A 24,938-nucleotide genomic window follows, 5' to 3' on the forward strand; every position below is an offset into this window, starting at 1 on the left:
GGGCGGGACAAACCCGCTCTCACAGGAGGCAAAGGTCATGCGCTTTGCAAGCTGCGCTCCAGCAACTGGCGCAGCGACGCCAGCCACTGCGCGCTGTTGACGATCTGGTCATGGTCACTGTCGAGCACCTGCGAATGAGCCAACGCCACCGGCGCCAGGGCCTGCTTCAGGTGCGCCTCGATGACCTCGACCAACGCCTGTGGCTTGTCGCGGCCGGCCCACCAGCACGCCGGGGCGACTTCGGTTGGTTCATAGCGGAACGCCTGCAGCAAGGCATCGAGCTGTGGCTTGATGCGCAGGGCGTTGTCCAGGTCGCGGTTCTGCAGGATCAGCCCTTCGATCAGCTCGAACTGCTCCGGCAGCTCCCGACGCGTCCAAGCCAGCACCTGCGCCTGCACCGTCTCCAGCGGCTGGCCGACCAGGCTGGCGGCCAGGTCGCGGAACTGGGCTTCACGCTCGGGGAACAGCAGCGACAGCAAGGCCACACGCCCTTGGCCGTGATCGTCCTGTTCATGACGCGGCGCCTGGGCCTTGGCCTCGGCGAGCAGGTCCCAGAACGGCTTCACCTCGGCCGGTGGCGGTGCGTCGAGCATGCCAAGGAAGGCCACGTCCCGCCCGGCCAGCTCGAGCTGCCGTGCCACGCTCATCGCCAGGTTGCCACCCAGCGACCAGCCCAGCAGGTGGAACGGCCCCTCAGGCTGGGCCTGGAGCAACTGCCGGGTATAGCGCTGGACCATGCCGCCCCAGGTGGTGGGCTGCCAGTGGCCCTGGACGAACGCCTCGCACACCACGCCTTGCACGCAGAACAGATCGCACATGGCCTGGGCCAGCGGTTGGTAGCAATAGACCGAGCCGTAGCTAGGATGGAAGCAGAACAACGACGGTTGGCGCACCGGATCGCCCCCCAACTGCACCAGCAACGAAGGTGCCTGCGCGGCCGGCGCGGCCAGGCTCGCGGCCAGGCGGGCAACGCTCGGGTTGGCCATGAAGTGGCTCAGTGACACCTCGATACCCAGTTGTCGATGCAGGGCATCGAGCAGCTTGAGCGACAGCAACGAATGGCCGCCCAACTCGAAGAAGTTGTCGTCTCGGCCCACCTGCGATACCTGCAGCACCTGGGCCCAGACAGCGGCCAGGGCCTGTTCCCGTTCGCCTTGCGGCGCCACGTAGGCTGCCTGGGCGCCCGCCTCGATCTTCGGCAAGGCACGGCGCTCCAGCTTGCCGTTCGGGCTCAGCGGCATGCGTTCGAGGGCCAACCATTGGCTCGGCACCATGTACTCGGGCAAATGCCCGGCCAAGTGATCGGCCAGCGCCTGCTGCCAACCCGCTTCTTCGCGCACCAGCACTACATAGCCGAGCAGGCGCTTGCCGTCCTCGGCGATCACCACTGCCTCGCGCACCCACGCATGCTCCAGCAGCCGTGCCTCGATCTCGCCCAGCTCGATGCGCAGGCCGCGCAGCTTGACCTGATGATCCAGGCGCCCGGCGTACTCGATCACGCCATCAGGCCGGTAACGCGCCAGGTCGCCAGTGCGGTACATCCGCTCACCGGCCACGAACGGGTTGGCGACGAAGCGCTCGGCGGTCAGCCCAGGGCGGCGGTGGTAACCGCGGGCCAGGCCGGTGCCGGCCAGGTACAGCTCGCCCAGCACGCCCGCCGGTACCGGCTCCAGGCTCGCATCCAGGACATGGCAGGCCAGGTTGGCGATCGGTCGGCCAATCGGCACGCTGTCGCGGCCTTCGTCCACGCACGTCCAGTGGGTCACGTCGATGGCCGCCTCGGTCGGGCCGTACAGGTTGTACAACCCGGCCCAGGGCAGCCGCGCCTGCACCTGCTGCTGCGCATCCACCGGCAGCGCCTCGCCGCTGCAGACGATGCGGCGCAGGCTGCGGCAACGTTCGACACCAGGGTCTTGCAGGAAGGCCTGCAGCATCGACGGCACGAAGTGCAGCGTGCTCACCGCCTCGGCCTCGATCAGCTCGACCAGGCGCGCCGGGTCGCGGTGGTCGCCCGGGGCTGCCAGCACCAGCCGCGCACCTTCCATCAAGGGCCAGAAGAATTCCCACACCGACACATCGAAACTGAACGGGGTTTTCTGCAATACGGTGTCCGCAGCGGTGAGCCCGTATGCCTCCTGCATCCAGCACAGGCGGTTGACCAGCGCGGCGTGGCGGTTGCCGGCGCCCTTGGGCTTGCCGGTGGAACCGGAGGTGTAGATCACATAGGCCAGCCCTTCGCCGTCCACGGCCACGTCCGGGTTATGGGTCGGTTGCGCGCCCAGCTGAAGCTCATCGAGCAGCTGGCAATCGACACCCTCCACCGGCAGATCGGCCAACAGCCGACGCTGGGTCAGCAGCAGCTTCACGCCACTGTCCTCGAGCATATAGGCCAGGCGCTCGCGCGGGTATTCCGGGTCCAGCGGTACATAGGCGCCACCGGCCTTGAGGATGGCCAACAGGCCCACCACCATGTCCAGCGAACGCTCGGCGGCAATGCCGACCAGCACGTCCGGGCCGACGCCACGGGCGATCAGCAGGTGCGCCAGCTGGTTGGCCCGGGCGTTGAGCTCGGCGTAGTTCAGCTGTCGGCCAGCAAAGGTCAGGGCCGGTGCCTGGGGCTGGGCCGCGGCCTGCTGCTCGAAGCGCTGGTGCACGGTGCACGCCAGGTCATAGGTCACAGACGTCGAGTTCCAGGCAAGCTGCTGATCTTCGGCCGCAACGCACGACAGCAAGGCCAGTTCGCCAAGGCGCGTCTGCGCATCGCTGCGCACCAATTGCTCCAGTAGCGTCTCCAGGCTGCCTGCGATCTGCGCCACGGTAGCGCCGTCGAAGCACGCCTGGTCATAACTGAAATGCAACGACAGCTGCGCCCCCAGGTTGACCGCCAGGCACAGCGGATAGCTGGTCTGCTCCTGGTTCTGCACTTCGCCGAACGCCAGGCCGATGTCCGGCCCCTGGGCCAGCGCTTCGGCCACCGGGTAGTTCTCGAAGGCCAGCAGCGTGTCGAACAGCGCCACGCCGCTCTGGCCTGCCCAGCGCTGGATCTCGAACAGCGGCGTGTGCTCATGTTCCCGGGCCGCCAGGTTGTCCTGCTGCAACTGCTGCAGCCAAGGCAACAACGGCTGGTCGATATCCGGCGTCGCTATCACCGGCAGGGTGTTGATGAACAGCCCCACCTGCCGCTCGATACCCCGCAGCTCCGGTGGTCGGCCTGCCACGGTGGCGCCGAAGGCGACCGTCTGCTGGCCGGTATAGCGCTGCAACAACACCAGCCAGGCGGCCTGCACCAAGGTGTTGAGGGTGACTTTCTGCTGGCGCGCGAACCGCTCCAGGCCCTCGCAGTGCCCTGCACTCAAGGTGCGGTAGTAGTCGCCATGCCCCGTGCCGGCAGGCTTGGGCAGCGCCTGGGCCAGTGCCGTCGGCGCGCCCAGCCGGGCCACCCGGCCTTTCCAGAAGGCTTCGCTGGCCGCCAGGTCCTGGCGCTGCAACCAGGCGATGTAGTCGCGGTAGCGCCCCGTTGGCGCGGCGACCGCCTCGCCGCTGTAGCGCTGCAGCACTTCGCCCAGCAGTTGGGCATTGCTCCAGCCGTCCATGAGAATGTGGTGGCTGGTGTAGATCAGGTGGTGGCGCCCCTGGCCCAGGCGCACCAGGCACAGGCGCAGCAAGGGCGCCTGGTCCAGCTTGAAGCCGCGCTCGCGCTCTTGGCGTGCCAGTTGCGCAAGGTCTGCGTCCGATACGTCGCGGTGCGTCCAGTCGAGCACCTGCAGGCCGCCGGGCACATGCCGGCAAACCAATTGCCGAGGCTGCTCCAGCTGCCAGAGGAACAGGCTGCGCAGGCTCTCGTGTTGCCCGAGCGCCGCGTCCCAGGCCGCCGCCATGCGCTGCTCGTCCAGGCCGCTGACCGCCACGTGCATCTGGTTCACGTAGTCGCCGCTATGGGCGTCGGCCAATGCATGGAACAACATGCCCTGTTGCATGGGCGACAGCGGGTAGAGGTCCTCGATCTGCCGCGCCGGCACCGGCAAGGCGTCCAGTTGCGCCTGGCTCAGCCCAGCCAGCGGCACGTCCGAAGGGGTCAGGCCACCCTGGGCTTCGTCGCTGCAGTGCGCGACCAGGGCCGCCAGTTCCTCACGGAAGGCCGTGGCCAGGTGCTCGACCGTGGCCACGTCGAACAGGTCGCGGCTGAAGGTCCAGTGGATGCCCAGTTCCCCCGCGAATACCCGGCAACCGATCGACAGCCAGTTGCCCAACGGGGCGTCGGCGTGCTCCTGGCGGCCGGCGCTTTCCTCGGCCGGAACGAACACGCCTTGCTCCTGATCGAAACTGCCGTCGAACTGGCCCAGGTAGTTGAAAGTGATGCGCGGCTGCGGCAGGCCCGCCAGCTGCGCGCGGGTGGCGTCGTCGGCAAACCGCTGGAGCACGCCCAGGCCCAGGCCCTTGCCCGGCACCGCCCGCAGCTGCTCCTTGATCGCCTTGAGCGAACCCGGCAGATCCGCGCAGGGGCGCAGGCACACCGGGAAGACGCTGGTGAACCAGCCGACGGTGCGCGTCAGGTCGATGTCGTCGAGCAGGTCCTCACGACCATGGCCTTCGAGCTGCACCAGCACGTGGTCCTGCCCGCTCCAGCGTGCGATGACCCGCGCCAAGGCAGTGAGCAGCAGGTCGTTGACCTGGGTGCGGTAGGCCGCCGGCGCCTGTTGCAGCAGGCGTTGGGTCAGGTCGGCATCGAGCTGGTTGTGCACACTGGCGGCAAAACGCCCTTGCAGGCTGCCACCTGGGTGGTCGCACGGCAGTTGGCCAGTGACACCATCCAAGTGCGCCTGCCAGAACGCCACCTCCTCGGCACCGGGCCCCGAGGCCCAGGCCTGCAAACGCTCGGCCCAGGCCTTGAGCGAACTGGTGCGTGGGGGCAAGGCGGTATCCGGTTGCTGGTAGAGCGCTTGCAGGTCGTCGAAGAGGATGCGCCAGGATACGCCGTCGACCACCAGGTGGTGGATCACCAGCAACAGACGCTGGGAGCCATCGGCCAGGGTCGCCAGCACGGCGCGCAACAGCGGCCCCGCCTGCAGGTCGAGGCTGCGCTGGGCCTGTTCGCAGGCCTGCTCCAGCGCCTGGGCGTCTTGCACCTGAACGCACCACAACAGGTCCTGTGGCAATTGCGCGGCGCTGCGGTATTCGGCTTGCCAGCCACCGGCCTGCTCGCTGAAGCACAGGCGCAGGGCGTCGTGGTGCGCGACCAGGGCGTGCAGGGCCTGCGCCAGGCGCTCGGCGCCCAGCGTCTGCAGCGGGCGCAACAGTACCGACTGGTTCCAGTGATGTCGGTCAGGGATCGCCTGCTCGAAGAACCACTGCTGGACCGGCAGCAACGGCTGCTCGCCACGGGCCGGCGCCTGGTCGATCACTGCAGGCGCCCCCCCTTGCTGGGCGACCTGAGCCAGCTCCTGCACGGTCTGCTGGTTGAACAGGTCCTTGGGCGTGAAATGGAGACCTTGGGCACGTGCGCGGCTGACCAGCTGGATAGAGACGATCGAATCGCCACCGAGCTCGAAGAAGTTGTCCGTACGCCCTACCCGCTCGAGCTTGAGCACCTGCGCCCAGAGTTCGGCCAGGCGCATTTCCAGCTCGCCCTGAGGCGCCTCGTAGGCTTCCTGAGCTTGGGCCAGGTCTGGCGCCGGCAAGGCCTTACGGTCGAGCTTGCCAGCCGGGGTCAGCGGCAGGCGCTCGAGCAGCAGCCAGGCGGTCGGCACCATGTAGTCCGGCAGCAGCGCACGCAGGGCCTGGCGCAGGCGTTCGCGCAGCGTCGGCTCGCCCGCCTCGCTGGGCACCACATACGCCACCAGTTGCTGACCGCTCAGGCCCGGACGGGCCAGCACCACCGCCTCTCGCACCCCAGCCTGCTCCAGCAGGCGCGCCTCGATCTCGCCCAGCTCGATACGGAAACCACGGATCTTCACCTGGTTGTCCACCCGCCCGAGGTAGTCGATCACCCCGTCGGCGCGCTGGCGCACCAGGTCACCGGTGCGGTACAGCCGCCCGCCCGTGCTGAACGGATCGGCCACGAAGCGCTCGGCGCTCAGGCCGGCACGGCCCAGGTAGCCCCGCGCCAGGCCTTCGCCGCCCAGGTACAGCTCCCCGGCGATGCCTTGCGGCACCAGGTTCAGCTCGCCGTCCAGCACGTACGCGCTGCGCCGGCCGATGCGTTCGCCGATAGGCGCATAGGCCGCACCGCAGTCGGTGCCCTGCCCGGCCTTCCAGATCAGTGGCGTCACCACCGTCTCGGTGGGGCCGTAGCCATTGATGATGTAGGTCGGGCGCAGCGCCCGGCGTGCCAGCTCGAAACTGGCCTGGGGCACGGCGTCGCCACCGAAGCAGTACACCCGCACCGCCGGAGGGCTGCCCTCACGTTCGGCGTGCTCGGCCAGTTGCTGCAGGTATGCCGGCGGGAACGCCGCAACGGTCACGCCGTGGGCCTTCATCTGCGTGTAGGTCTGCTCCGGCGTCCACAACGTGTTGTCACGCAGCAGCAGGCTGGCGCCCTGGGTCAGGCAGGTCAGCCAACGCTCGTGGGCACCGTCGAAGGCGAACGACATGAAGTGCAGTTCGCAGTCGTCCGGGCGCATTTCATAGCGCTCGGCGATGGCCTGCACGTGCATGGCCAGCGGCCCGTGAGAGACCGCCACGCCCTTGGGTTGGCCGGTGGAGCCGGAGGTGTAGATGAGATAGGCCAGCTGGTTCGGGTCTGTTTCTACCTGCGGGTTATCGATTTCGCCCTGCGCGATGGCGTCTTCGATCAACAGCACGTGCAAGCCTTCGACCGGCAACTGCCCGACCACGCTCGCCTCGCTCAGCAGCAAACCGGCGCCGCTGTCCTTGAGCATGTAGGCCAGGCGCTCGGCCGGGTATTGCGGGTCCAGCGGCAGGTAGGCGCCGCCGGCCTTGAGCACCGCCAGCAAGGCCACCAGCATGCGCGGCGAGCGCTCCAGGGCGATGGCCACCAGCACTTCGGGCCCTATGCCCCGGGCGATGAGTGTCGCGGCCAGACGGTTGGCGCGTTGGTTGAGGGTGGCGTAGTCCAGGCACTGGTCACCGAACAGCACTGCCGGAGCCTTGGGCGTGCGCGCCGCCCAGTCCTCGAACAGCGCATGTACCGGGCGCTGCATCGGATAGTCGCGGACCGGGCCATTCCAGGCCTCCACCTGCCGACAGTGGGCTGGCGCGCAAGCGTGCAAGGCGCCGACCGGCGTGTGCGACGAGGCCTCGAGCAACTGCTGCACCAGGCTGTCGAAGCTGTCGGCCAACTGTTCGATGGCCTGCTCGCCATACAGGCTCTGGTCGAAGCAATAGTGCAAGGTCAGTTGCTCGCCTAGGCTGATCGCCAGCGACAGCGGGTAATTGGATTGCTCGTGGTTGACCACCTCGCCGAAGCGCAGCGTACTGCCCTCGCCCTGGGCCAACGCCTCGGAAATCGGATAGTTCTCGAACACCAGCAAGCTGTCGAACAGCGGCGTGGCACCCAGCCCGGCCCAACGCTGGATATCCACCAGGGCCGTATGCTCATGCTCGCGGATCGCCAGGTTCTCCTGCTGGATGCCTTGCAGCCATTGGCCTATCACACAGGAGCCTCGGACCTCGGCGATCACCGGCAGGGTATTGATGAATAGCCCGACCTGCTGCTCGATGCCTGGCAGCACCGCCGGCCGGCCCGCCACGGTGGCCCCGAAGGCGACGCAGTCCTGCCCGGTGTAGCGCTGTAACAGCAGCAGCCAGGCTGCCTGCATCAGCGTATTGAGGGTGACCTTGTGTCGCCGGGCGAACTCGCCGAGCGCGCGCGTACGCGCCCGGTCATAGGTGCGGTAGGCATGGCCATTGGCTTGTCCGGGCGAACCCTGGCCAGCATGAGCGAAGGCCAGGGCCAGGTGCGTGGGCCCAGGGATGCGCGCCAGGCGCGTCTTCCAGAAGGTCTCGGTGTGGCTGCGGTCCTGGCCTTGCAACCACTGGATATAGTCCCGGTAGCGGCCCTGCTGGGGCGCCAGCGGCTGGCCGTGGTAGCACTGCAGCACTTCCCCCAGCAGCTGGGCATTGCTCCAACCGTCGAGCAGGATGTGGTGGTTGGTGTAGATCAACCGATGGCGGCCAGGCCCGGTGCGCACCAGCAGCAGGCGCAGCAGCGGTGCCTGGGCCAGGTCGAAGCCGCGCTCGCGCTCTTCGCGGGCCAGTGCCTCCAGGTCGGCCTGCGCCGCGCTTTCGAGGATTTGCAAACTGTCGGGCAGCGTGCGGCAGACCAGTTGCTGCGCCGGTTCGTCGCGCCAGTCGAAACAGCTGCGCAGGCTGTCGTGACGGGCCACGACCTGCCGCCAGGCAGTGGCGAAGCGTGCCTCGTCGAGCCCCTGCACATCCACCCACATCTGGTTGACGTATTCATGGCGCGCCTCGTCGTACAAGGCATGGAACAACATGCCCTGCTGCATGGGCGAAAGCGGATAGACATCGTCGATCAGTCGCCCGTCGGCTTCCAGACGCTCCAGCTGCGCCTGGCCGAGCCCCGACAAGGGTACGTCCGAAGGCGTCAGGCCGCGGTTGGCAGGGTTCACGCAGTGCTCGACCAACAGCGCCAGCTCCTGGCCATAGGCCTGGGCCAGCGCCTCGATGGCCTCGCTGTCGAAGCAGTCGCGGCTGAAGGTCCAGCCAAGGCTCAACTCGCCGTCGTAGACCTGCCCGTTGAGGCTCAGCCAGTTGCCCAGCAGCGCCTCTTCGCCCTGCTCCGCACCACGCCCCTCACGGGCAGGAGCGAACAGGTCGTCGCGGGCGTCGAGGCTGGCATCGAACTGGCCCAGGTAGTTGAAGGTAATGCGTGGGCGCGGCAAGGCCGCCAGCTCGGCGCGCACCTGCGGCTCGCCCAGGTAGCGCAGGATGCCGAAGCCCACGCCTTTGTCGGGCACGGCGCGCAGTTGCTCCTTGACCGCCTTGATCGATTCGCCCAGCCCCCCGACCGGGGCCAGGCTCACCGGGAACAGGCTGGTGAACCAGCCTACGGTGCGCGACAGGTCGATGTCGTCGAACAGCTCTTCGCGGCCGTGGCCCTCCAGTTGTACCAGCACCTGCGGCTGGTCGGTCCAACGCACCAGCACGCGGGCCAGAGCGGTGAGCAGCAGGTCGTTGACCTGGGTGCGGTAGGCAGCCGGCGCCTGGCGCAACAGCTGTTGGGTGAGCGTGCGGTCCAGCCGGGTATAGACACTGTGGGCGTGGCGGGCCAGCTGGCTGCCCTGCGGGTCGCGGCAGGGCAGCTCGTTCGCCTTGCCCGCCAGGGTGCGCCAGTGCGCCAGCGTTTCGAGGGCAGCGCCACGGGCATGCTCGCCCAGGCGCTGGCCCCACTGCTGGTAGCTGCTGGTCCGGGCCGGCAAGGCCAGCGGCTGCCCGGCGGCCCGCTGGCGATAGGCCTGTTGCAGGTCGTCGAACAGGATACGCCAGGACACGCCATCGACCACCAGGTGGTGGATCACCAGCAGCAGGCGCTGAGTGCCGTCGCCAAGGTCCGCCAGCAGGCCGCGCAGCAGTTCACCGCGGGCCAGGTGCAGGCTGGCCTGGGCCTCGCTGCAGGCGGCCTCCAGCGCTTGTGGCGAATCCACTTGAGTGGTCCACAGCAAGGGGCGCTGGGCCCACTGCATGCGCAGTTGCGCCAGCGTCAGGTGCGTGCCACACCCCTCGGTGAATGCCAGGCGCAGGGCATCGTGGTGGATCACCAGGGCTTGCAGGGCCTGCTCCAGCAGCGCAGGGTCCAGGGCGCTGCGCACTTGCAGCAGCACCGACTGATTCCAGTGGTCAGGTTGGGCGACGGCCTGTTCGAAAAACCAGTGCTGAATCGGCAGCAATGCCAGGTCGCCCGTGACCGGCGGCTGTTCACGGGCCTGCGTCGGTTCACCCTCGCGCACCACCCTGGCCAGGGCAGCGACCGTCTGGTGGGTGAAGACATCGCGGGCGGTGAAGTGCAGCCCTTGCTGGCGGGCGCGGCTGACCAGCTGGATGGAGATGATCGAGTCACCGCCGACTTCGAAGAAGTTGTCCTGGCGCCCTACCCGCTCACGCTTGAGCACCGCGGCCCAGACTGCAGCCAGGCGCTGCTCGCGTGCGTCTTGTGGCGCTTCGAACGCTTCGTCCGTGCGTGCGCAAGGTGGCGGCAACGCACGACGGTCCAGCTTGCCGTTGGCGGTGAAAGGCAGGCCAGCCAGCACCACGGCATGGGCCGGCACCTGGTAGTCGGGCACCTGCAGACGCAAGCCCTCGAGTACCGCGTCAGCCCAACGCTGGCGCGCGCCCTCGTCGGCTTCGGCCAGCGTTGCGTCCATCGGCACCAGGTAGGCAACCAGGCGCAGGCTGCCCTCGACCTCGCGTACCAGTACCGCCGCCGCCGCGACACCGTCCAACCCACGCAGGCGCTGGGCGACGTCGTCGGGCTCGACGCGAAAACCTCGGATCTTGACCTGGTCGTCACCGCGACCCAGGTATTCGATGCCAGCATCGCCGATGCGCGCCAGGTCGCCGGTGCGGTACGCACGGCCCCCCGGAGCCCCCTCAGGGTCGGGCACGAAGCGCTCGGCGGTCAGGCCCGCGCGCCCAAGGTAGCCGCGGGCCAGGGCCGGCCCCGCCACCTGCAGCTGGCCACTGGCGCCCAGCACCACCGGGGCGAGGCCGTCATCGAGCAGCTGCACCCGGGCCTGGGGCATGGCCCGACCCATGGCGATGCGCATGCCCGCGTCGCCTGGCTCGACGGTGCCGGCGATCACGCCGACGGTGGTCTCGGTCGGACCATAGTGGTTGACCACCTGGCACTGCGGGGCTGCCGCCCGGATGCGCGCCAGCAGCTGCGCCGAGCACGCCTCGCCCCCCAGCACCAGGCACCGGCGTGGCAGGACCTGGGCCGGCTGGGCGGCCTCGAGCAGCGCTTCCAGGTGCGATGGCACGATCTTCAATGCATCCACCGCGTGAGCCTGCATGAAGCCGGCGAAGCGCTCGGCATCGCGCACCTGGTCGTCATCGGCCAGGCACAGGGTGCGGCCTGAACACAGGGCGCCGAACAGCATGGTGTGCCCAAGGTCCGCCGCCGGGGTCGAGACCAGTGCCAAGGTGCGCGCCTGCGCCCAGGGCATGCATGTCAGCAGCCCTTGCACGTAGGCGAGCAAGGCGCCATGGCTGACCATCACGCCCTTGGACTGACCGCTGGAGCCGGAGGTGTAGATCACATACGCCAGGTTGTCGGCCAGCACCGAGGGCTGCTGGCGCTCGATGGGTTCACAGGGTTGGCCGAGTACGTCGTCCAATACCAGGCTGGGCACTTCCATCCCGCCCGCCTGTTCGGCGATCCAGGCCGCATCGGTGAGCAGCACCGGCGCGGCGCTTTCTGCCAGCAACTGGCCGACCCGCGCCTGTGGCGTGCGGGTGTCTATGGGCAGGTAGGCGCCGCCGGCCTTGAGGATCGCCAACATGCCCACCACCAGTTCCAACGAGCGCGCAGCGCGCAGGGCGATGCAGGTTTCAGGGCCCACTCCCAGGGCCTGCAGGCGTGCGGCGAGCTGTTCGGCGTGCAAGTTCAGGTCGCGATAGGTTAGACGTCGCTCGCCCTGTACCAGCGCCACGGCATCCGGCTGCTGGCGTGCGAACGCCTCGATCAGCCCGTGCACGGTCCCTTGGGGGGCATCGGCTACCGCCTCGCCGGTGCAGACGGCCTGCACGGTTCGCTGCGCCTCGGCGTCCAGCAGCGGGATTGATTCAAGCGTACTGTCAGGGACCTCGGCGAACGCCTGTAGCAGGCATGCGAAATGCCCCGCCATGCGCGCCAGCGTCTGTTCGCGGAACAGGTCGCGTGCGTAGATGAACGAAGCGCTCACCGCCTCGCCATGCTCGAAGGTTTCCAGGGTCAGGTCGAACTTGCTCTGGCAACCGGCTAGGGCAAGGCCTTCGACAGCCAGGTGCTCGTGCACCTGCCAGTGATCGCCACGCGCCTCGCTCTGGTGGTTGTGCAGCACCTGGAACAGCGGGCTCTGGCTCAGGCTGCGCTCTGGCTGCAGGGCCTCGACCAGTTGCTCGAAAGGCAGGTCCTGGTGGGCCTGGGCCTGCTGTACCTGGTGCTTGAGCTGACGCAACAGGGCGCGGAACGTCATGCGACCGTCCAGGTGCGAACGCAGCACCAGGGTGTTGACGAAGAAGCCGATCAGGCGCTCGGTCTCCGGCCGGTTGCGGTTGCTCACCGGCAGGCCGATGCGAATATCGGTCTGCCCGGTATAGCGGTGCAGCAAGGCATGCAGGCAGGCCTGGAGGGCGACGAACAGGGTCACCCCCTCATCCTTGGCCAGGTGTTGCAGGTCGCGCACCGCCGTCGACGGCAACGGGATGGCGCAGCGGCCACCTGCGAGGCTGCGCTGGGCCGGACGCGGGTAGTCGGTCGGCAGCCCCAACTGCACAGGGTCTGTGCCCAGTTGTTCGGTCCAGTAGGCGAGTTGGCGGTCCGCCTCGCCGGCCTCCATCCAGCAACGCTGCCAATGGGCATAATCGGCGTACTGGATGGGCAGGGCCGGCAGCGCCTGACCGCCACCGTAAAGGTGAATCAGCTCCTCGACCATCACCTGCATCGACCAGCCATCGGCCGCGATGTGGTGCAGGGTCAGCACCAGTACATGTTCGTCCGCGGCCAGGCGCAGCAGGCTCACCCGCAACGGGCGGCCAGCGCCCAGGTCGAACGGCCTGGCGATCTCGGCCTCGACCAGCGCCTGCAAGGCATCGGCACCCAGCCGGGCCTGGGCCAGGTCATGTAGGTCGATGGCCAGCGGCGTGGCCGGCAGGATGGCTTGGCTCGCGACGCCTTCGTCTTCGATGAACGCGGTGCGCAGCACCTCGTGGCGCTCGACCAGGCGGTCGAAGGCGTGTTGCAGGGCTTGCAGGTCCAGGGTGCCGCGCAAGCGCAGCACGCTGGGGATGTGGTAGGCCGAACCCTGACGGTCCAGTTGCCAGAGGAACCACTGCCGCTGCTGGGCATACGACAGCCGTGGCCGCTCGGTGTCACGTGCACCTGCGGGGATCGGCAACTGGGCCAGGCCCAGGCCTTTTTCCCGAAGCTTGTCGAGGAACAGGCGGCCTTGGCTCGCCGGCAGTTTGAGGAATCGCTGAACGAGGGCGACCTTGCTGTTCTGATCCATTTCAGTTCGCCTCCAGCGCGTCGAGAAAATCGTTGAGTTCATCCAGGGTGTCGTCCATGTCCACCGACACCAGCGGCTGAACCGCCTGTACGAAACCTTCCAGGGTGCTTTCCTGGAACAGCAGGCTCAGCGGGATGTTGGCACCCAACTCCACCTGCACGCGGGCCATCACCTGGGTGGCCAGCAGCGAGTGCCCGCCCAGGTCGAAGAAGTTGTCGTTAAGGCCGACCCGAGGCACGCCGAGCAAGGCCTGCCAGATATCAGCGACCTGCTGCTCCAACGCGGTACGCGGTGCCAGGTAGTGGCTGGCCAGCCACTGTGGGTCCGGCGCGGGCAGTGCGCGGCGGTCGAGCTTGCCATTGGGCGAAAGCGGCATGGCGGCCAGTATCATCACCTGGCTGGGCACCATGTAGTCAGGCAGGCGCGCCTTGAGCCAGGCCTGCAGCTCGCGTACCCATGGGCCGGGGTCATCGCCCAACGCCTGCGTGGTAACCAGGTAGGCGACCAGCTGGGTGCCGCCGGCGCCCTGCACCGGTACCACCAGCGCCTCGCGCACCTGGGCGTGCTCCAGCAGGCGCGCCTCGATCTCGCTCAACTCAATGCGAAAACCGCGCAGTTTGATCTGGTGGTCGGTACGCCCGACATACTCGATATCGCCATTGGCCAGGCGTCGCACCCGGTCGCCGGTGCGGTACAGGCGGCCACCGTTGGCGAAGGGGTTGGGCACGAAGCGCGCGGCGGTCAGGTCGGGGCGCTGGAAGTACCCACGAGCCAGCAAGTCGCCGCCGATCAACAGCTCGCCGACCACGCCCACTGGCGCCAGCGCGCCATTACCGTCGACTACATACAGCGAGCGGCCCGCGAGCACCTGGCCGATCGGCGGGTTGCCGGTGACCGGACCCTGGCTGCAATCATGGGCGCTGACCGTCACCGTGGCTTCGGTCGGGCCATAGGTATTGAGCAGGCGCACGCCCTCCAGCCCAGCGGCGCGCCAGGCCGTCAGGGCGTCGGCGGCCATCACCTCGCCCCCGGCATGTACCTGGCGCAACCGCCCATAGCTGGCCCGTGGGCGCGCGGCGAAATCCTTGGCCAGCATGGCCCAGTAGGCAGTAGTCAGGTCGGCGACGGTGACGCCCTGCTCCACCAGCACCCGGTGGAACTGTTCGCTGCTCCAGATCTCGTTGCCCCGCAGCAGCACCGCGGCGCCGCAGATCAAGGCCGGGAACAACTGCTCGACGAAGCCATCGAAATTGAAGGTAGCGAACTGCAGCACGCGGTCGGCGCACGACAACCCGAAGAAATCGATGCACACCTGCACGTGGGCTGCGAGGGCCGCCTGGCTGATCGCCACGCCCTTGGGCCGACCGGTGGAGCCGGAGGTGAACATGACATAGGCCAGGTTGCCCGGCGCGCTACGCTGCGGCGGGTTACCCGGGTCGCTGGCGCTGGCTGCCGGCGCGTCCAGCTCCAGTACGGGCATGGCGCCGCAGTCGGGCAACTGCCCACGCAGTTCAGGCTGGGTGAGCAGGCAGGCCAGGCCTGCGTCCTCGATCATGCCTTGCAGGCGTTCGCGGGGGTATTGCGGGTCCATCGGCACATAGGCCGCGCCACTCTTGAGCACCGCCAGCACGGCAATCGCCATGCCCAGCCCGCGATCCACCGCGATGCCGACCCGCTGCTCGGGGCCGATGCCCAGCGCCAACAAGCGTGCCGCCAAGCGGTTGGCTTCGGCGTTCATTTGCCGATAGGTCAGGTGCTGGCCCTCATGGATCAACGCCAGCGCCTCGGGGGTGCGCTCGACCTGGGCCTCGATCAGCGCCTTGAGGCTGTGCTGGTCGTCGACCGCCAGCCCGTCGATGCCGCTCCATTCGTGTTCCAGCTGCCGGCGTTGCGCAGCGTCGAGCAGCTGCAGCTCGCCGATGGCCGCATCAGGCTGGGCCACCAGCGCCTGCAACAGGTTGTGCCAATGTCCGGCCAGGCGCGCGATGGTCTGGGGCTCGAACAATTCGCGCATGTAGGTGAACGAGGCGATCAGCCCCTCGTCGGTTTCGGCCGTGTCCAGGCTCAGGTCGAACTGCGCGGCCTGGCTGTCGAACGCCAGGCTGTCGATGCGCAGCGCGTGCAACTGGCACGTCGGCAGAGCCTCGCGGCTTGAGTTCTGGTGACTGTACATGGCCTGGAACAGTGGGCTGTGGCTGAGGCTGCGCTCCGGCTGCAAGGCTTCGACCAGTTGCTCGAACGGCAGGTCCTGGTGGGCCTGGGCCTGCAACATGGCCTGTGCGGCCTGGGCTAGCACTTGGCGATAGCTCATGCGCCCGTCCAATTGCGCCTTGAGCACTTGGGTGTTGACGAAGAAACCGATCAGCCCCTGGGTTTCCGGGCGATTGCGGTTGGCGTTGGGGATGCCGATGCGCAGCTCGTCCTGGCCGCTGTAGCGGTGCAACAAGACCTGGAAGCTGGCCAGCAACAGGGTGAACAAGGTGACCCCTTGCTCGTTGGCCAGGCGCTGCAGGGCCTGGCACAGCGGCGCGGCGACCGTCAGGTCGTGGCGTGCGCCGCGATAGCTCTGGGCCGCGGGTCGCGGATGGTCCAGGGGCAGCTCCAGCACCGGCTGCTCGCCGCCGAGCTGGCCGACCCAGTAGTCCAGCTGGCGCTGGCGCTCGCCGGCCTCCATCCAGGCGCGTTGCCACAGTGCATAGTCGGCGTACTGGATCGCCAGCGGCTCGTGGCTGGGCTGGTGGCCCTCGCACAAGGCCTGGTAGGCCTCCACCAGCTCACGGACCATGATCTGCATCGACCAGCCATCGGCGACGATGTGGTGCAGGACCATCACCAGCACATGGTCATCGTCGGCCTGGCGCAGCAGGTGCACGCGCAGCAATGGCCCGGCGGCCAGGTCGAACGGCTGCACCACCAGGGCCTCGACCCGCGCCCTGAGAGCGTCGGAGGGCAACCGGCCTACCGCCTCGATGTGCAAGGCCACGGTCTGCTGGGCCTCGATGCGCTGCAGCGGCTGCCCGGCGCCAGTATCGATACAGGTGCGCAGGCTTTCGTGGCGAGCCAGCAGGTAGTCGAAGCTGCGCTGCAGGGCCTGCAGGTCCAGCGGGCCGCTCAGGTGCAGCGCGGCCGGGATATGGTAGGCCGCGCTGCCCGGCTCCAGCTGCCAGAGGAACCACTGGCGTTCCTGGGCATAGGACAGGCGCAGCGGCTCGACCGGGTCACGTCGGAACACCGGGGCGACGTCGTAGAGATTGACCCCCTCCTTCTTCAGCAGAACCGCCAGGGCCTTGCGCTCCTGCGCAGACAGCACACCAATGGATTCAATCAACTCTTGCACGCCATGACCCTCATTCGGAAAGCAGCTTTTCAAGCTCAGTGGCTGATAAACGTTTGAGGGCCGCCAAGGATTTAGCCAAGGCGTCCTGCACCGGCGCCTGCTCTTGCTGCAAGGCCTCGAGCGCCTGGGCCTGCTCGGCCAGCACCGGGTGGCTGAACAGGGTCTTGAGGGGCAGATCGAGCTGCCACGACTCCCTGGCCCTGGCCACCACCTGCATGGCCAGCAGCGAATGCCCGCCCAACTCGAAGAAGTTGTCCGTACGCCCTACCCGCTCGAGCTTGAGCACCTGCGCCCAGAGTTCGGCCAGGCGCGTTTCCAGCTCGCCTTGGGGCGCCTCGTAGGCCTCCTGGGCCTGGGCCAGGTCTGGCGCCGGCAAGGCCTTACGGTCGAGCTTGCCGGCCGGGGTCAGCGGCAGGCGCTCGAGCAGCAGCCAGGCGGTCGGCACCATGTAGTCCGGCAGCAGCGCACGCAGGGCCTGGCGCAGGCGTTCGCGCAGCGTCGGCTCGCCCGCCTCGCTGGGCACCACATACGCCACCAGTTGCTGACCGCTCAGGCCCGGACGGGCCAGCACCACCGCCTCTCGCACCCCAGCCTGCTCCAGCAGGCGCGCCTCGATCTCGCCCAGCTCGATACGGAAACCACGGATCTTCACCTGGTTGTCCACCCGCCCGAGGTAGTCGATCACCCCGTCGGCGCGCTGGCGCACCAGGTCACCGGTGCGGTACAGCCGCCCGCCCGTGCTGAACGGATCGGCCACGAAGCGCTCGGCGCTCAGGCCGGCACGGCCCAGGTAGCCCCGCGCCAGGCCTTCGCCGCCCAGGTACAGCTCCCCGGCGATGCCTTGCGGCACCAGGTTCAGCTCGCCGTCCAGCACGTACGCGCTGCGCCGGCCGATGCGTTCGCCGATAGGCGCATAGGCCGCACCGCAGTCGGTGCCCTGCCCGGCCTTCCAGATCAGTGGCGTCACCACCGTCTCGGTGGGGCCGTAGCCATTGATGATGTAGGTCGGGCGCAGCGCCCGGCGTGCCAGCTCGAAACTGGCCTGGGGCACGGCGTCGCCACCGAAGCAGTACACCCGCACCGCCGGAGGGCTGCCCTCACGTTCGGCGTGCTCGGCCAGTTGCTGCAGGTATGCCGGCGGGAACGCCGCAACGGTCACGCCGTGGGCCTTCATCTGCGTGTAGGTCTGCTCCGGCGTCCACAACGTGTTGTCACGCAGCAGCAGGCTGGCGCCCTGGGTCAGGCAGGTCAGCCAACGCTCGTGGGCACCGTCGAAGGCGAACGACATGAAGTGCAGTTCGCAGTCGTCCGGGCGCATTTCATAGCGCTCGGCGATGGCCTGCACGTGCATGGCCAGCGGCCCGTGAGAGACCGCCACGCCCTTGGGTTGGCCGGTGGAGCCGGAGGTGTAGATGAGATAGGCCAGCTGGTTCGGGTCTGTTTCTACCTGCGGGTTATCGATTTCGCCCTGCGCGATGGCGTCTTCGATCAACAGCACGTGCAAGCCTTCGACCGGCAACTGCCCGACCACGCTCGCCTCGCTCAGCAGCAAACCGGCGCCGCTGTCCTTGAGCATGTAGGCCAGGCGCTCGGCCGGGTATTGCGGGTCCAGCGGCAGGTAGGCGCCGCCGGCCTTGAGCACCGCCAGCAAGGCCACCAGCATGCGCGGCGAGCGCTCCAGGGCGATGGCCACCAGCACTTCGGGCCCTACGCCCCGGGCGATGAGTGTCGCGGCCAGGCGGTTGGCGCGTTGGTTGAGGGTCGCATAGTCCAGGCACTGGTCACCGAAGAGCACTGCCGGAGCCTTGGGCGTGCGCGCCGCCCACTCCTCGAACAGGGCATGCACCGGGCGCTGCATCGAATGGTCCTGAGCGGGGCCACTGAGCGCATCGCATTGAGGCAAGCGTTCGCAGGCATCAAGCATCGGCAGGTTGCCCAACGCCTCGTCCGGCGCGGCGACAATGCCCTGCAGCAGGTTCAGCCAGTGCCTGGCCAGGCGCTCGATGGTCACCGCCTCGAAGCGTTCGGCCATGTAGCTGAAGGTGGCCGACCAACCTTCGGCAGACTCGCAGGTGTCCAGCGAGAGGTCGAACAACGCGGTGCGTGGCGGCAGGTCCAGGAGGCTGATCGCAAGCCCCGGCAGCACGCCGGCGAGGTCGTGGCCACGCTCCGCGCTCTGGTGGTTGAACAGCGTCTGGAACAGCGGGTTGTGGCCCAGATTGCGCTCCGGCTGCAAGGCCTCGACCAGTTGCTCGAACGGCAGGTCCTGGTGGGCCTGGGCCTGCAGGGCGGTTTCGCGTACCTGCTCGAGCAGGGCGGCGAACGACTGGCTGGCATCCAGCCGCGCTCTGAACACTTGGGTATTGACGAAGAAGCCCAGCAGCGCCTGGGTCTGGGCATGGTTGCGGTTGGCCGTGGGCACACCGATGCGGATGTCGTGCTGGCCGCTGTAGCGCTGCAACAGCACCTGGTAGCTGGCCAGCAGCAACATGAACGGGGTTACGCCGCGCTCGCGCGCAAGGCCTGCAAGCGCCTCGCCGAGTGGTCTTGGCAGCTGCAATTGCAGGCGGCCGTTGCGCAGGGTCGGCTGGGCCGGCAGTGGGTGGTCGTAGGGCAGCTGCAGCACCGGCTGCTCGTCGCCCAGCTGCTCGCGCCAGTAGGCCAGCTGGCGCTCGCGTTCGCCCGCCTCCATCCAGGCCCGCTGCCAGGCGGCGTAGTCGGCATACTGCACCGGCAGGTCAGGCAGTGCCGGCACCTGCTGGCCACATGCGGCGCGATAGCCATCGACCCATTCGCGAACCATCAGCTGCATGGACCAGGCATCGGTGACCACGTGGTGCTGCACCAGCAACAGCACATGTTCCTGCTCGGCCACGGCGTACAGGCGCACCCGCAGCAACGGCCCGTTCTCCAGGTCGAACGGCCGAACGACCTCCTTGGCCAGTACAGCCTCCAGGCCCGCCCCGGCCTCCACGCGCTCGACCGCCAGGGCCATCCCTGGCGGGGCTGCGATCACCTGACGCGGCTGCCCATCGACCAGGCGGATACACGTGCGCAACGACTCATGGCGGGCTACCAGGCGCGCGAAGGCCTCACCCAGCGCCACCACATCCAGGTGGCCGCGCAAGGTCAAGGCCAGCGGCAGGTTGTAGGCACTGCTGCGCGGCTCCAGCTGCCAGAGGAACCATTGCCGCTCCTGGGCATAGGACAACGCCAGCGGCTGCTCGCGCGGCACCCGGGCGATCTGCAGCTGCCCGCCGCGCGCCAGCGGCGCCAGGGCTGCGGCGAACGCCTGCAACTGCTCGTGCTCGAACAACAGCCGCAACGGTGCGTCGATGCCCAGTTGCTGGCGTACCTGGGACATGACTCGGGTCGCCAGCAGCGAGTGGCCGCCCAAAGCGAAGAACCGGTCCTGCAGGCCGACCTGCGGGCATTCCAGCACCTGCGCCCAGATCGCCGCCAGGTCTCGCTCCAGCGCCGAACGTGGCGCTACATAGAGCCCTTGATCGTGCCCGAGGCTCGGCACCGGCAAGGCCTTGCGATCGACCTTGCCGTTGGGCGTCAACGGCAGTGCCGGCAAGCACAGGACATGCGCCGGCACCATGTAATCCGGCAACGTTTGGCGCAGTGACGCTTGCACCGCCTCGGCCCCGGCCACCTCGCCTTCCAGGTACGCCACCAACTGCATACCGCCCTGCAGCGGCTGGGCGACCACCACGGCGGCGCGCACACCCGGCACCTGCAACAGGCGAGCCTCCAGCTCGCCCAGCTCGATGCGATAGCCGCGCACCTTCACCTGATGGTCCAGGCGGCCAGCGTAATACAGCTCGCCCTCTCGGCCCTGGCGCACCAGGTCGCCGGTACGGTACATCCGCTGGCCATCGCCAGCGAACGGGTCGGGCAGGTAGCGCTCGGCAGTGAGCCCAGGGCGGTTCAGGTAGCCGCGGCTCAAGCCCGCGCCGGCCAGGTACAGCTCACCCGCCAGCCCTACCGGCAGCAACTGGGCCTGGGTGTCTAGCACATAGGCGGCGGTATTGTCCAAAGGCCGGCCGATACAGGCCTGGCCCCCTGGCCTGCGCAAGGCGTGGGTGGAATAGGTGGTGTCCTCGGAGGGGCCGTACAGGTCATGCACCCGCGCCAGGCCCGGGCGCTGGTACAAGCGCTCGACCAACGACTGCTTCAGCGGCTCGCCGGCCAGGTTGACGATGCGCACGCTGGCGGGAATCTGCCCCGCCTGCTCCAGGGCAGCAATGGCCGACGGCACGCTGTTGACCAGGCGCACCCGGTCGCGCGCCGGCAGGTCGGCCAGGGCCAGGGCATTGCGCGCCAGCACGCAGTAGCCACCGCAGGCCAGGGTGACGAAGAACTCCCACACCGAAAGGTCGAAGCAGATCGAGGTACTGGCCAGCACACCTTGCAGGTCTTCCTGGTCATACACGCCGCGGGACCAGCGCACCAGCGCCTGGACGTTGCCATGGCTGATGGCGACCCCCTTGGGTTTGCCTGTCGACCCCGAGGTGTAGATCACGTAGGCCAGGCGCTCCGCCGGCACCACCAGGGCCGGGCTGCTGTCAGGCAGGTCGGTCCTGGCCAGCAAGGCGTCGACATCCAGCAGACGCGCGCCCGCCAGCGGGGCAAGCACCGCCTCGCCCGCCTCGTCGCCCAGCACCCAGGCCGCCTCGCTGTCTTCGAGCATGTGGGCCAGGCGTTCAGCCGGGTAGTCCAGGTCCAGCGGCACATAGGCTGCCCCGGCCTTGAGCACCGCCAGCATCGCCACCAGCATCTGCGGCGTGCGCCCCATGCCGATGGCCAGCCGCTGTTCGGCCGCCACACCACGGCGCAGAAGCGCGTGCGCCAGGCGGTTGGCCTGGGCATCGAGCTGGGCGTAGGACCATTCATCGCACCCATGGATCAACGCCAAGGCGTTGGGCGTACGGGCTGCCTGTTGTTCGAACAGGCCATGCACCGTCGCCGGTTCGTCGGCGAAGGCCACGGGCGCGTTCCACTGGTGGGCCTGCAACGCTAGGGCATCCGGCGCCAGCAGGCTGAGCTCGCCCAACCGACCTTCACTGCTCAGCTCCGGCAACTGGCGCAGCAGTTGTGCCAGGTGCCCTGCCAGGGCCGCCAGGGTATCGGCGCTGAACGCATTGCACGCGTAGCGGTAATGCACATCGAGGGTCTGCCCGGCGACGACGGACACGGTCAGCGGGTAGCTGGTCTGCTCTTGGTTGGCGACCGGCGTCAGGCGCAAGCCCGCTGGCGTGGCGTCGCCCAGGGCCTGGTCGATCGGGTAGTTCTCGAACACCAGCAGGCTGTCGAACAGCGCATCGCCGAAACCGGCCCAGCGCTGGATATCCAGCAGCGGCGTGTGCTCGTGTTCGCGCAGGCGCAGGTTGCCGGCCTGCAATGCCTGTAGCCACTGGCCAAGGCGCAGGTGGCCGGCGGGCTCAACCACCACCGGCAGGGTGTTGATGAACAGCCCGACCTGCGCCTCGATGCCGGGCAGCCCCGCCGGGCGGCCGGCCACGGTGGCGCCGAAGGCCACGCAGGCCTGGCCGGTATAGCGTTGCAGCAACAAAGCCCAGGCCGCCTGAACCAGGGTGTTGAGGGTGACGCGTTGCTCACGAGCGAAGGCCTGCAAGGCGGCCAGGGTGGCGCTGTCCAGCTGCTGACGGTATTCGCCCTGCCCCGACGCATCGCCTGCGGGCAATGGATGCACGCTGCGCGCCAGGCGGGTCGGCTCGTCCAGCGGCGCCAGTTGCGTGCGCCAGAACGCTTCGCTTGCGACGGGGTCTTGTCGTTGCAACCAGGCGATGTAGTCCCGGTACTGGCCGACCGGGCGTGGCACCACGGCGCCCTGGTAGCGCTCCAGCACCTCCACCAGCACCCGCGCATTGCTCCAGCCGTCCATCAACAAGTGGTGATGGGTATAGATCAGCTGGTGGCGCCCAGGCGCCAGCTGGACCAGTTGCAGCTTCAGCAACGGCGCCTGGTCGAGGGAGACCCCTTGTACGCGCGCGTCATCTGCCAGCGCATCCAGGCGTTGCGTGGCATCGGCATACCCTTGCACGTCATGCTCCTGCCAGCCCACCGCCACCTGCCGCCACACGCGTTGCAGCGGCTGTTCGAGGTGCCAGAGGCAGGCGCTGCGCAAACTATCGTGGGCATCCACGGTCTCCTGCCAGGCCGCTCGCAGGCGCTGCGGGTCGACGCCCTCAAGGTCCAGGCGCAACTGGTTGATGTAGGCGCCACTGCCTTGCTGGTAGAGGCTGTGGAACAGCATGCCCTGCTGCATCGGCGACAGTGGGTAGAGGTCCTGCAGGGCACGCGGATCGCCCGGCAAGGCATCCAGCTGCTCCTGGGTCAGGTCGGCCAGGGGGAAATCGGCAGGCGTCACACCGCCGTGGCGCAGGTCACAGCAGTGCTCGACCAGCGCCAGCAGTTCGTCCTCGAACAACTGGGCCAGGCGCTGCACCGTAGGCGCCTCGAACATCCGCGTGCTGTAGCTCCATTGCAGGCTCAGGCAGCCATCGAGGACCTGCCCTTCGACGGTCAACCAATTGCCCAGCGGCGCGGCCTCGTCCTGGGCCTGCCCGGCCGATTCGGCGGCTGGCACGAACGCGGCCTGCGCGTCGAACTGGCTGTCGAAACGCCCCAGGTAATTGAAGGTGATGCGCGGACGCGGCAACGCATCCAGGGCCTCGCGTACCGAACGCTCGCCGAGGTAGCGCAGGATGCCGAAGCCCACTCCTTTGTCGGGCACGCCGCGCAGTTGCTCCTTGATCGACTTGAGCGAGGCGGCCAGGCCCTCCTCTACCTGCAAGGCAACCGGGAACAGGCTGGTGAACCAGCCAACGGTGCGCCCGGTATCCACCTCGTCGAACAGCTGTTCGCGGCCATGCCCCTCGAGTTCGAGCAAGATCCGTTGCTGGCCGTTCCAGCGTGCCACGGCACGGGCCAACGCGGTCAGCAGCAGGTCGTTGACCTGGGTGCGATAGGCTGCCGGTGCTTCTTGCAGAAGGCGGCGCGTGAGCTCGGCATCGAAGTTCAGTGCCAGTTTGCTGCTGTCGCGGTTGAGCGGCAGCGCGCAGAGGTGGTCCACCGGCAATTGCTCGCTGGTGCCTGCCAGCTGCGCCTGCCACCAGTTCACCTGGGCCTGCTGCTCGTCGGCATAACGGTGCAGGTGCTGCGCCCAGGCCTGGTAGCTGGTGGTCTTGGCCAACAGCGCCAATGGTTGCCCGGCCTCCAGACGGGCATAGGCCTGTTGCAGGTCTTCGAGCAGAATCCGCCAGGACACACCGTCCACCGCCAGGTGATGGATGACCAGCAGCAAGCGCTGGCTGCCGTCCGGCAGGCGCACCAGCAGTGCGCGCAGCAGCTCGCCCCGGGCCAACGACAGGCTGCGTTGCGCGGCCTCGCACGCAGCTTCCAGGGCCTGCACCGAATCGACGTGCCGCTCCCACAGCAACTCTTCGCCTGCCGGTACACGGTAGGCTTGGCGCCACCTATCGCCGTGCCGGTCGAAACCCAGGCGCAAGGCGTCATGTTGCTGGCACAGCCAATCCAGGGCCTGCGCCAGCCAATCGGCGCGCAAGGCCTGGCGAGGCGCAAGCAACAGCGACTGGTTCCAATGATCACGGTTGAATTCAGGCAAGGCGAAGAACAGATGCTGCACAGGCGTCAGCGGCACTTCGCCTTCGGCCAACTGGGTGTCGACGGCCTGTCCGCCGACCACGCCGGCCACCAGGGCCAGGCTGCGCACGCTCTGGTGCTGGAACAGGTCGCGGGGGCTGACGTCGATACCTGCCTGGCGGGCCCGGTTGGCCAGTTGGATCGCCATGATCGAGTCGCCGCCCAACTCGAAGAAGTTGTCGTCTCGGCCCACCTGCGACACCTGCAGCACCTGGGCCCAGACAGCGGCCAGGGCCTGTTCCCGTTCGCCTTGCGGCGCCACGTAGGCTGCCTGGGCACCCGCCTCGATCTTCGGCAAGGCACGGCGCTCCAGCTTGCCGTTCGGGCTCAGCGGCATGCGCTCGAGGGCCAACCATTGGCTCGGCACCATGTACTCGGGCAAATGCCCGGCCAAGTGATCGGCCAATGCCTGCTGCCAACCCGCTTCTTCGCGCACCAGCACCACATAGCCGAGCAGGCGCTTGCCGTCCTCGGCGATCACCACCGCCTCGCGCACCCACGCATGCTCCAGCAGCCGTGCCTCGATCTCGCCCAGCTCGATGCGCAGGCCGCGCAGCTTGACCTGGTGATCCAGGCGCCCGGCGTACTCGATCACGCCATCAGGCCGGTAGCGCGCCAGGTCGCCAGTGCGGTACATCCGCTCACCGGCCACGAACGGGTTGGCGACGAAGCGCTCGGCGGTCAGCCCAGGGCGGCGGTGGTAACCGCGGGCCAGGCCGGTG

The 24,938-nt window shown here is 68.3% G+C and carries 3 protein-coding genes; all 3 read right to left on the bottom strand.

Translation table 11 applies throughout. The annotated features are described in order from the left end of the window. Positions 1 to 35: 35 nt before the first annotated feature. Positions 36 to 13,187 (bottom strand): non-ribosomal peptide synthase/polyketide synthase, encoded by a 13,152-nt coding sequence (locus ACNFG0_RS13765; protein WP_416765237.1) that lies wholly within the window; start codon positions 13,185 to 13,187, stop codon positions 36 to 38. Position 13,188: 1 nt separating this feature from the next. Continuing rightward, entirely contained in the window at positions 13,189 to 16,524 is a 3,336-nt protein-coding gene (locus ACNFG0_RS13770) for an amino acid adenylation domain-containing protein (RefSeq protein WP_416765239.1), read from the bottom strand. A gap of 10 nt (positions 16,525 to 16,534) precedes the next feature. Beyond that, positions 16,535 to 24,938: amino acid adenylation domain-containing protein (locus ACNFG0_RS13775; protein ID WP_416765241.1), on the bottom strand; the 8,404-nt coding region annotated here is incomplete at its 5' end.

The sequence above is a fragment of the Pseudomonas sp. NY15372 genome (assembly GCF_048068215.1).
Lineage (GTDB): Bacteria > Pseudomonadota > Gammaproteobacteria > Pseudomonadales > Pseudomonadaceae > Aquipseudomonas > Aquipseudomonas guariconensis_A.

Bases quoted from the DNA above. Each gene is read 5' to 3' on its own strand.
- ACNFG0_RS13765 (WP_416765237.1), bottom strand. From the start codon at position 13,187: ATGGATCAGAACAGCAAGGTCGCCCTCGTTCAGCGATTCCTCAAACTG.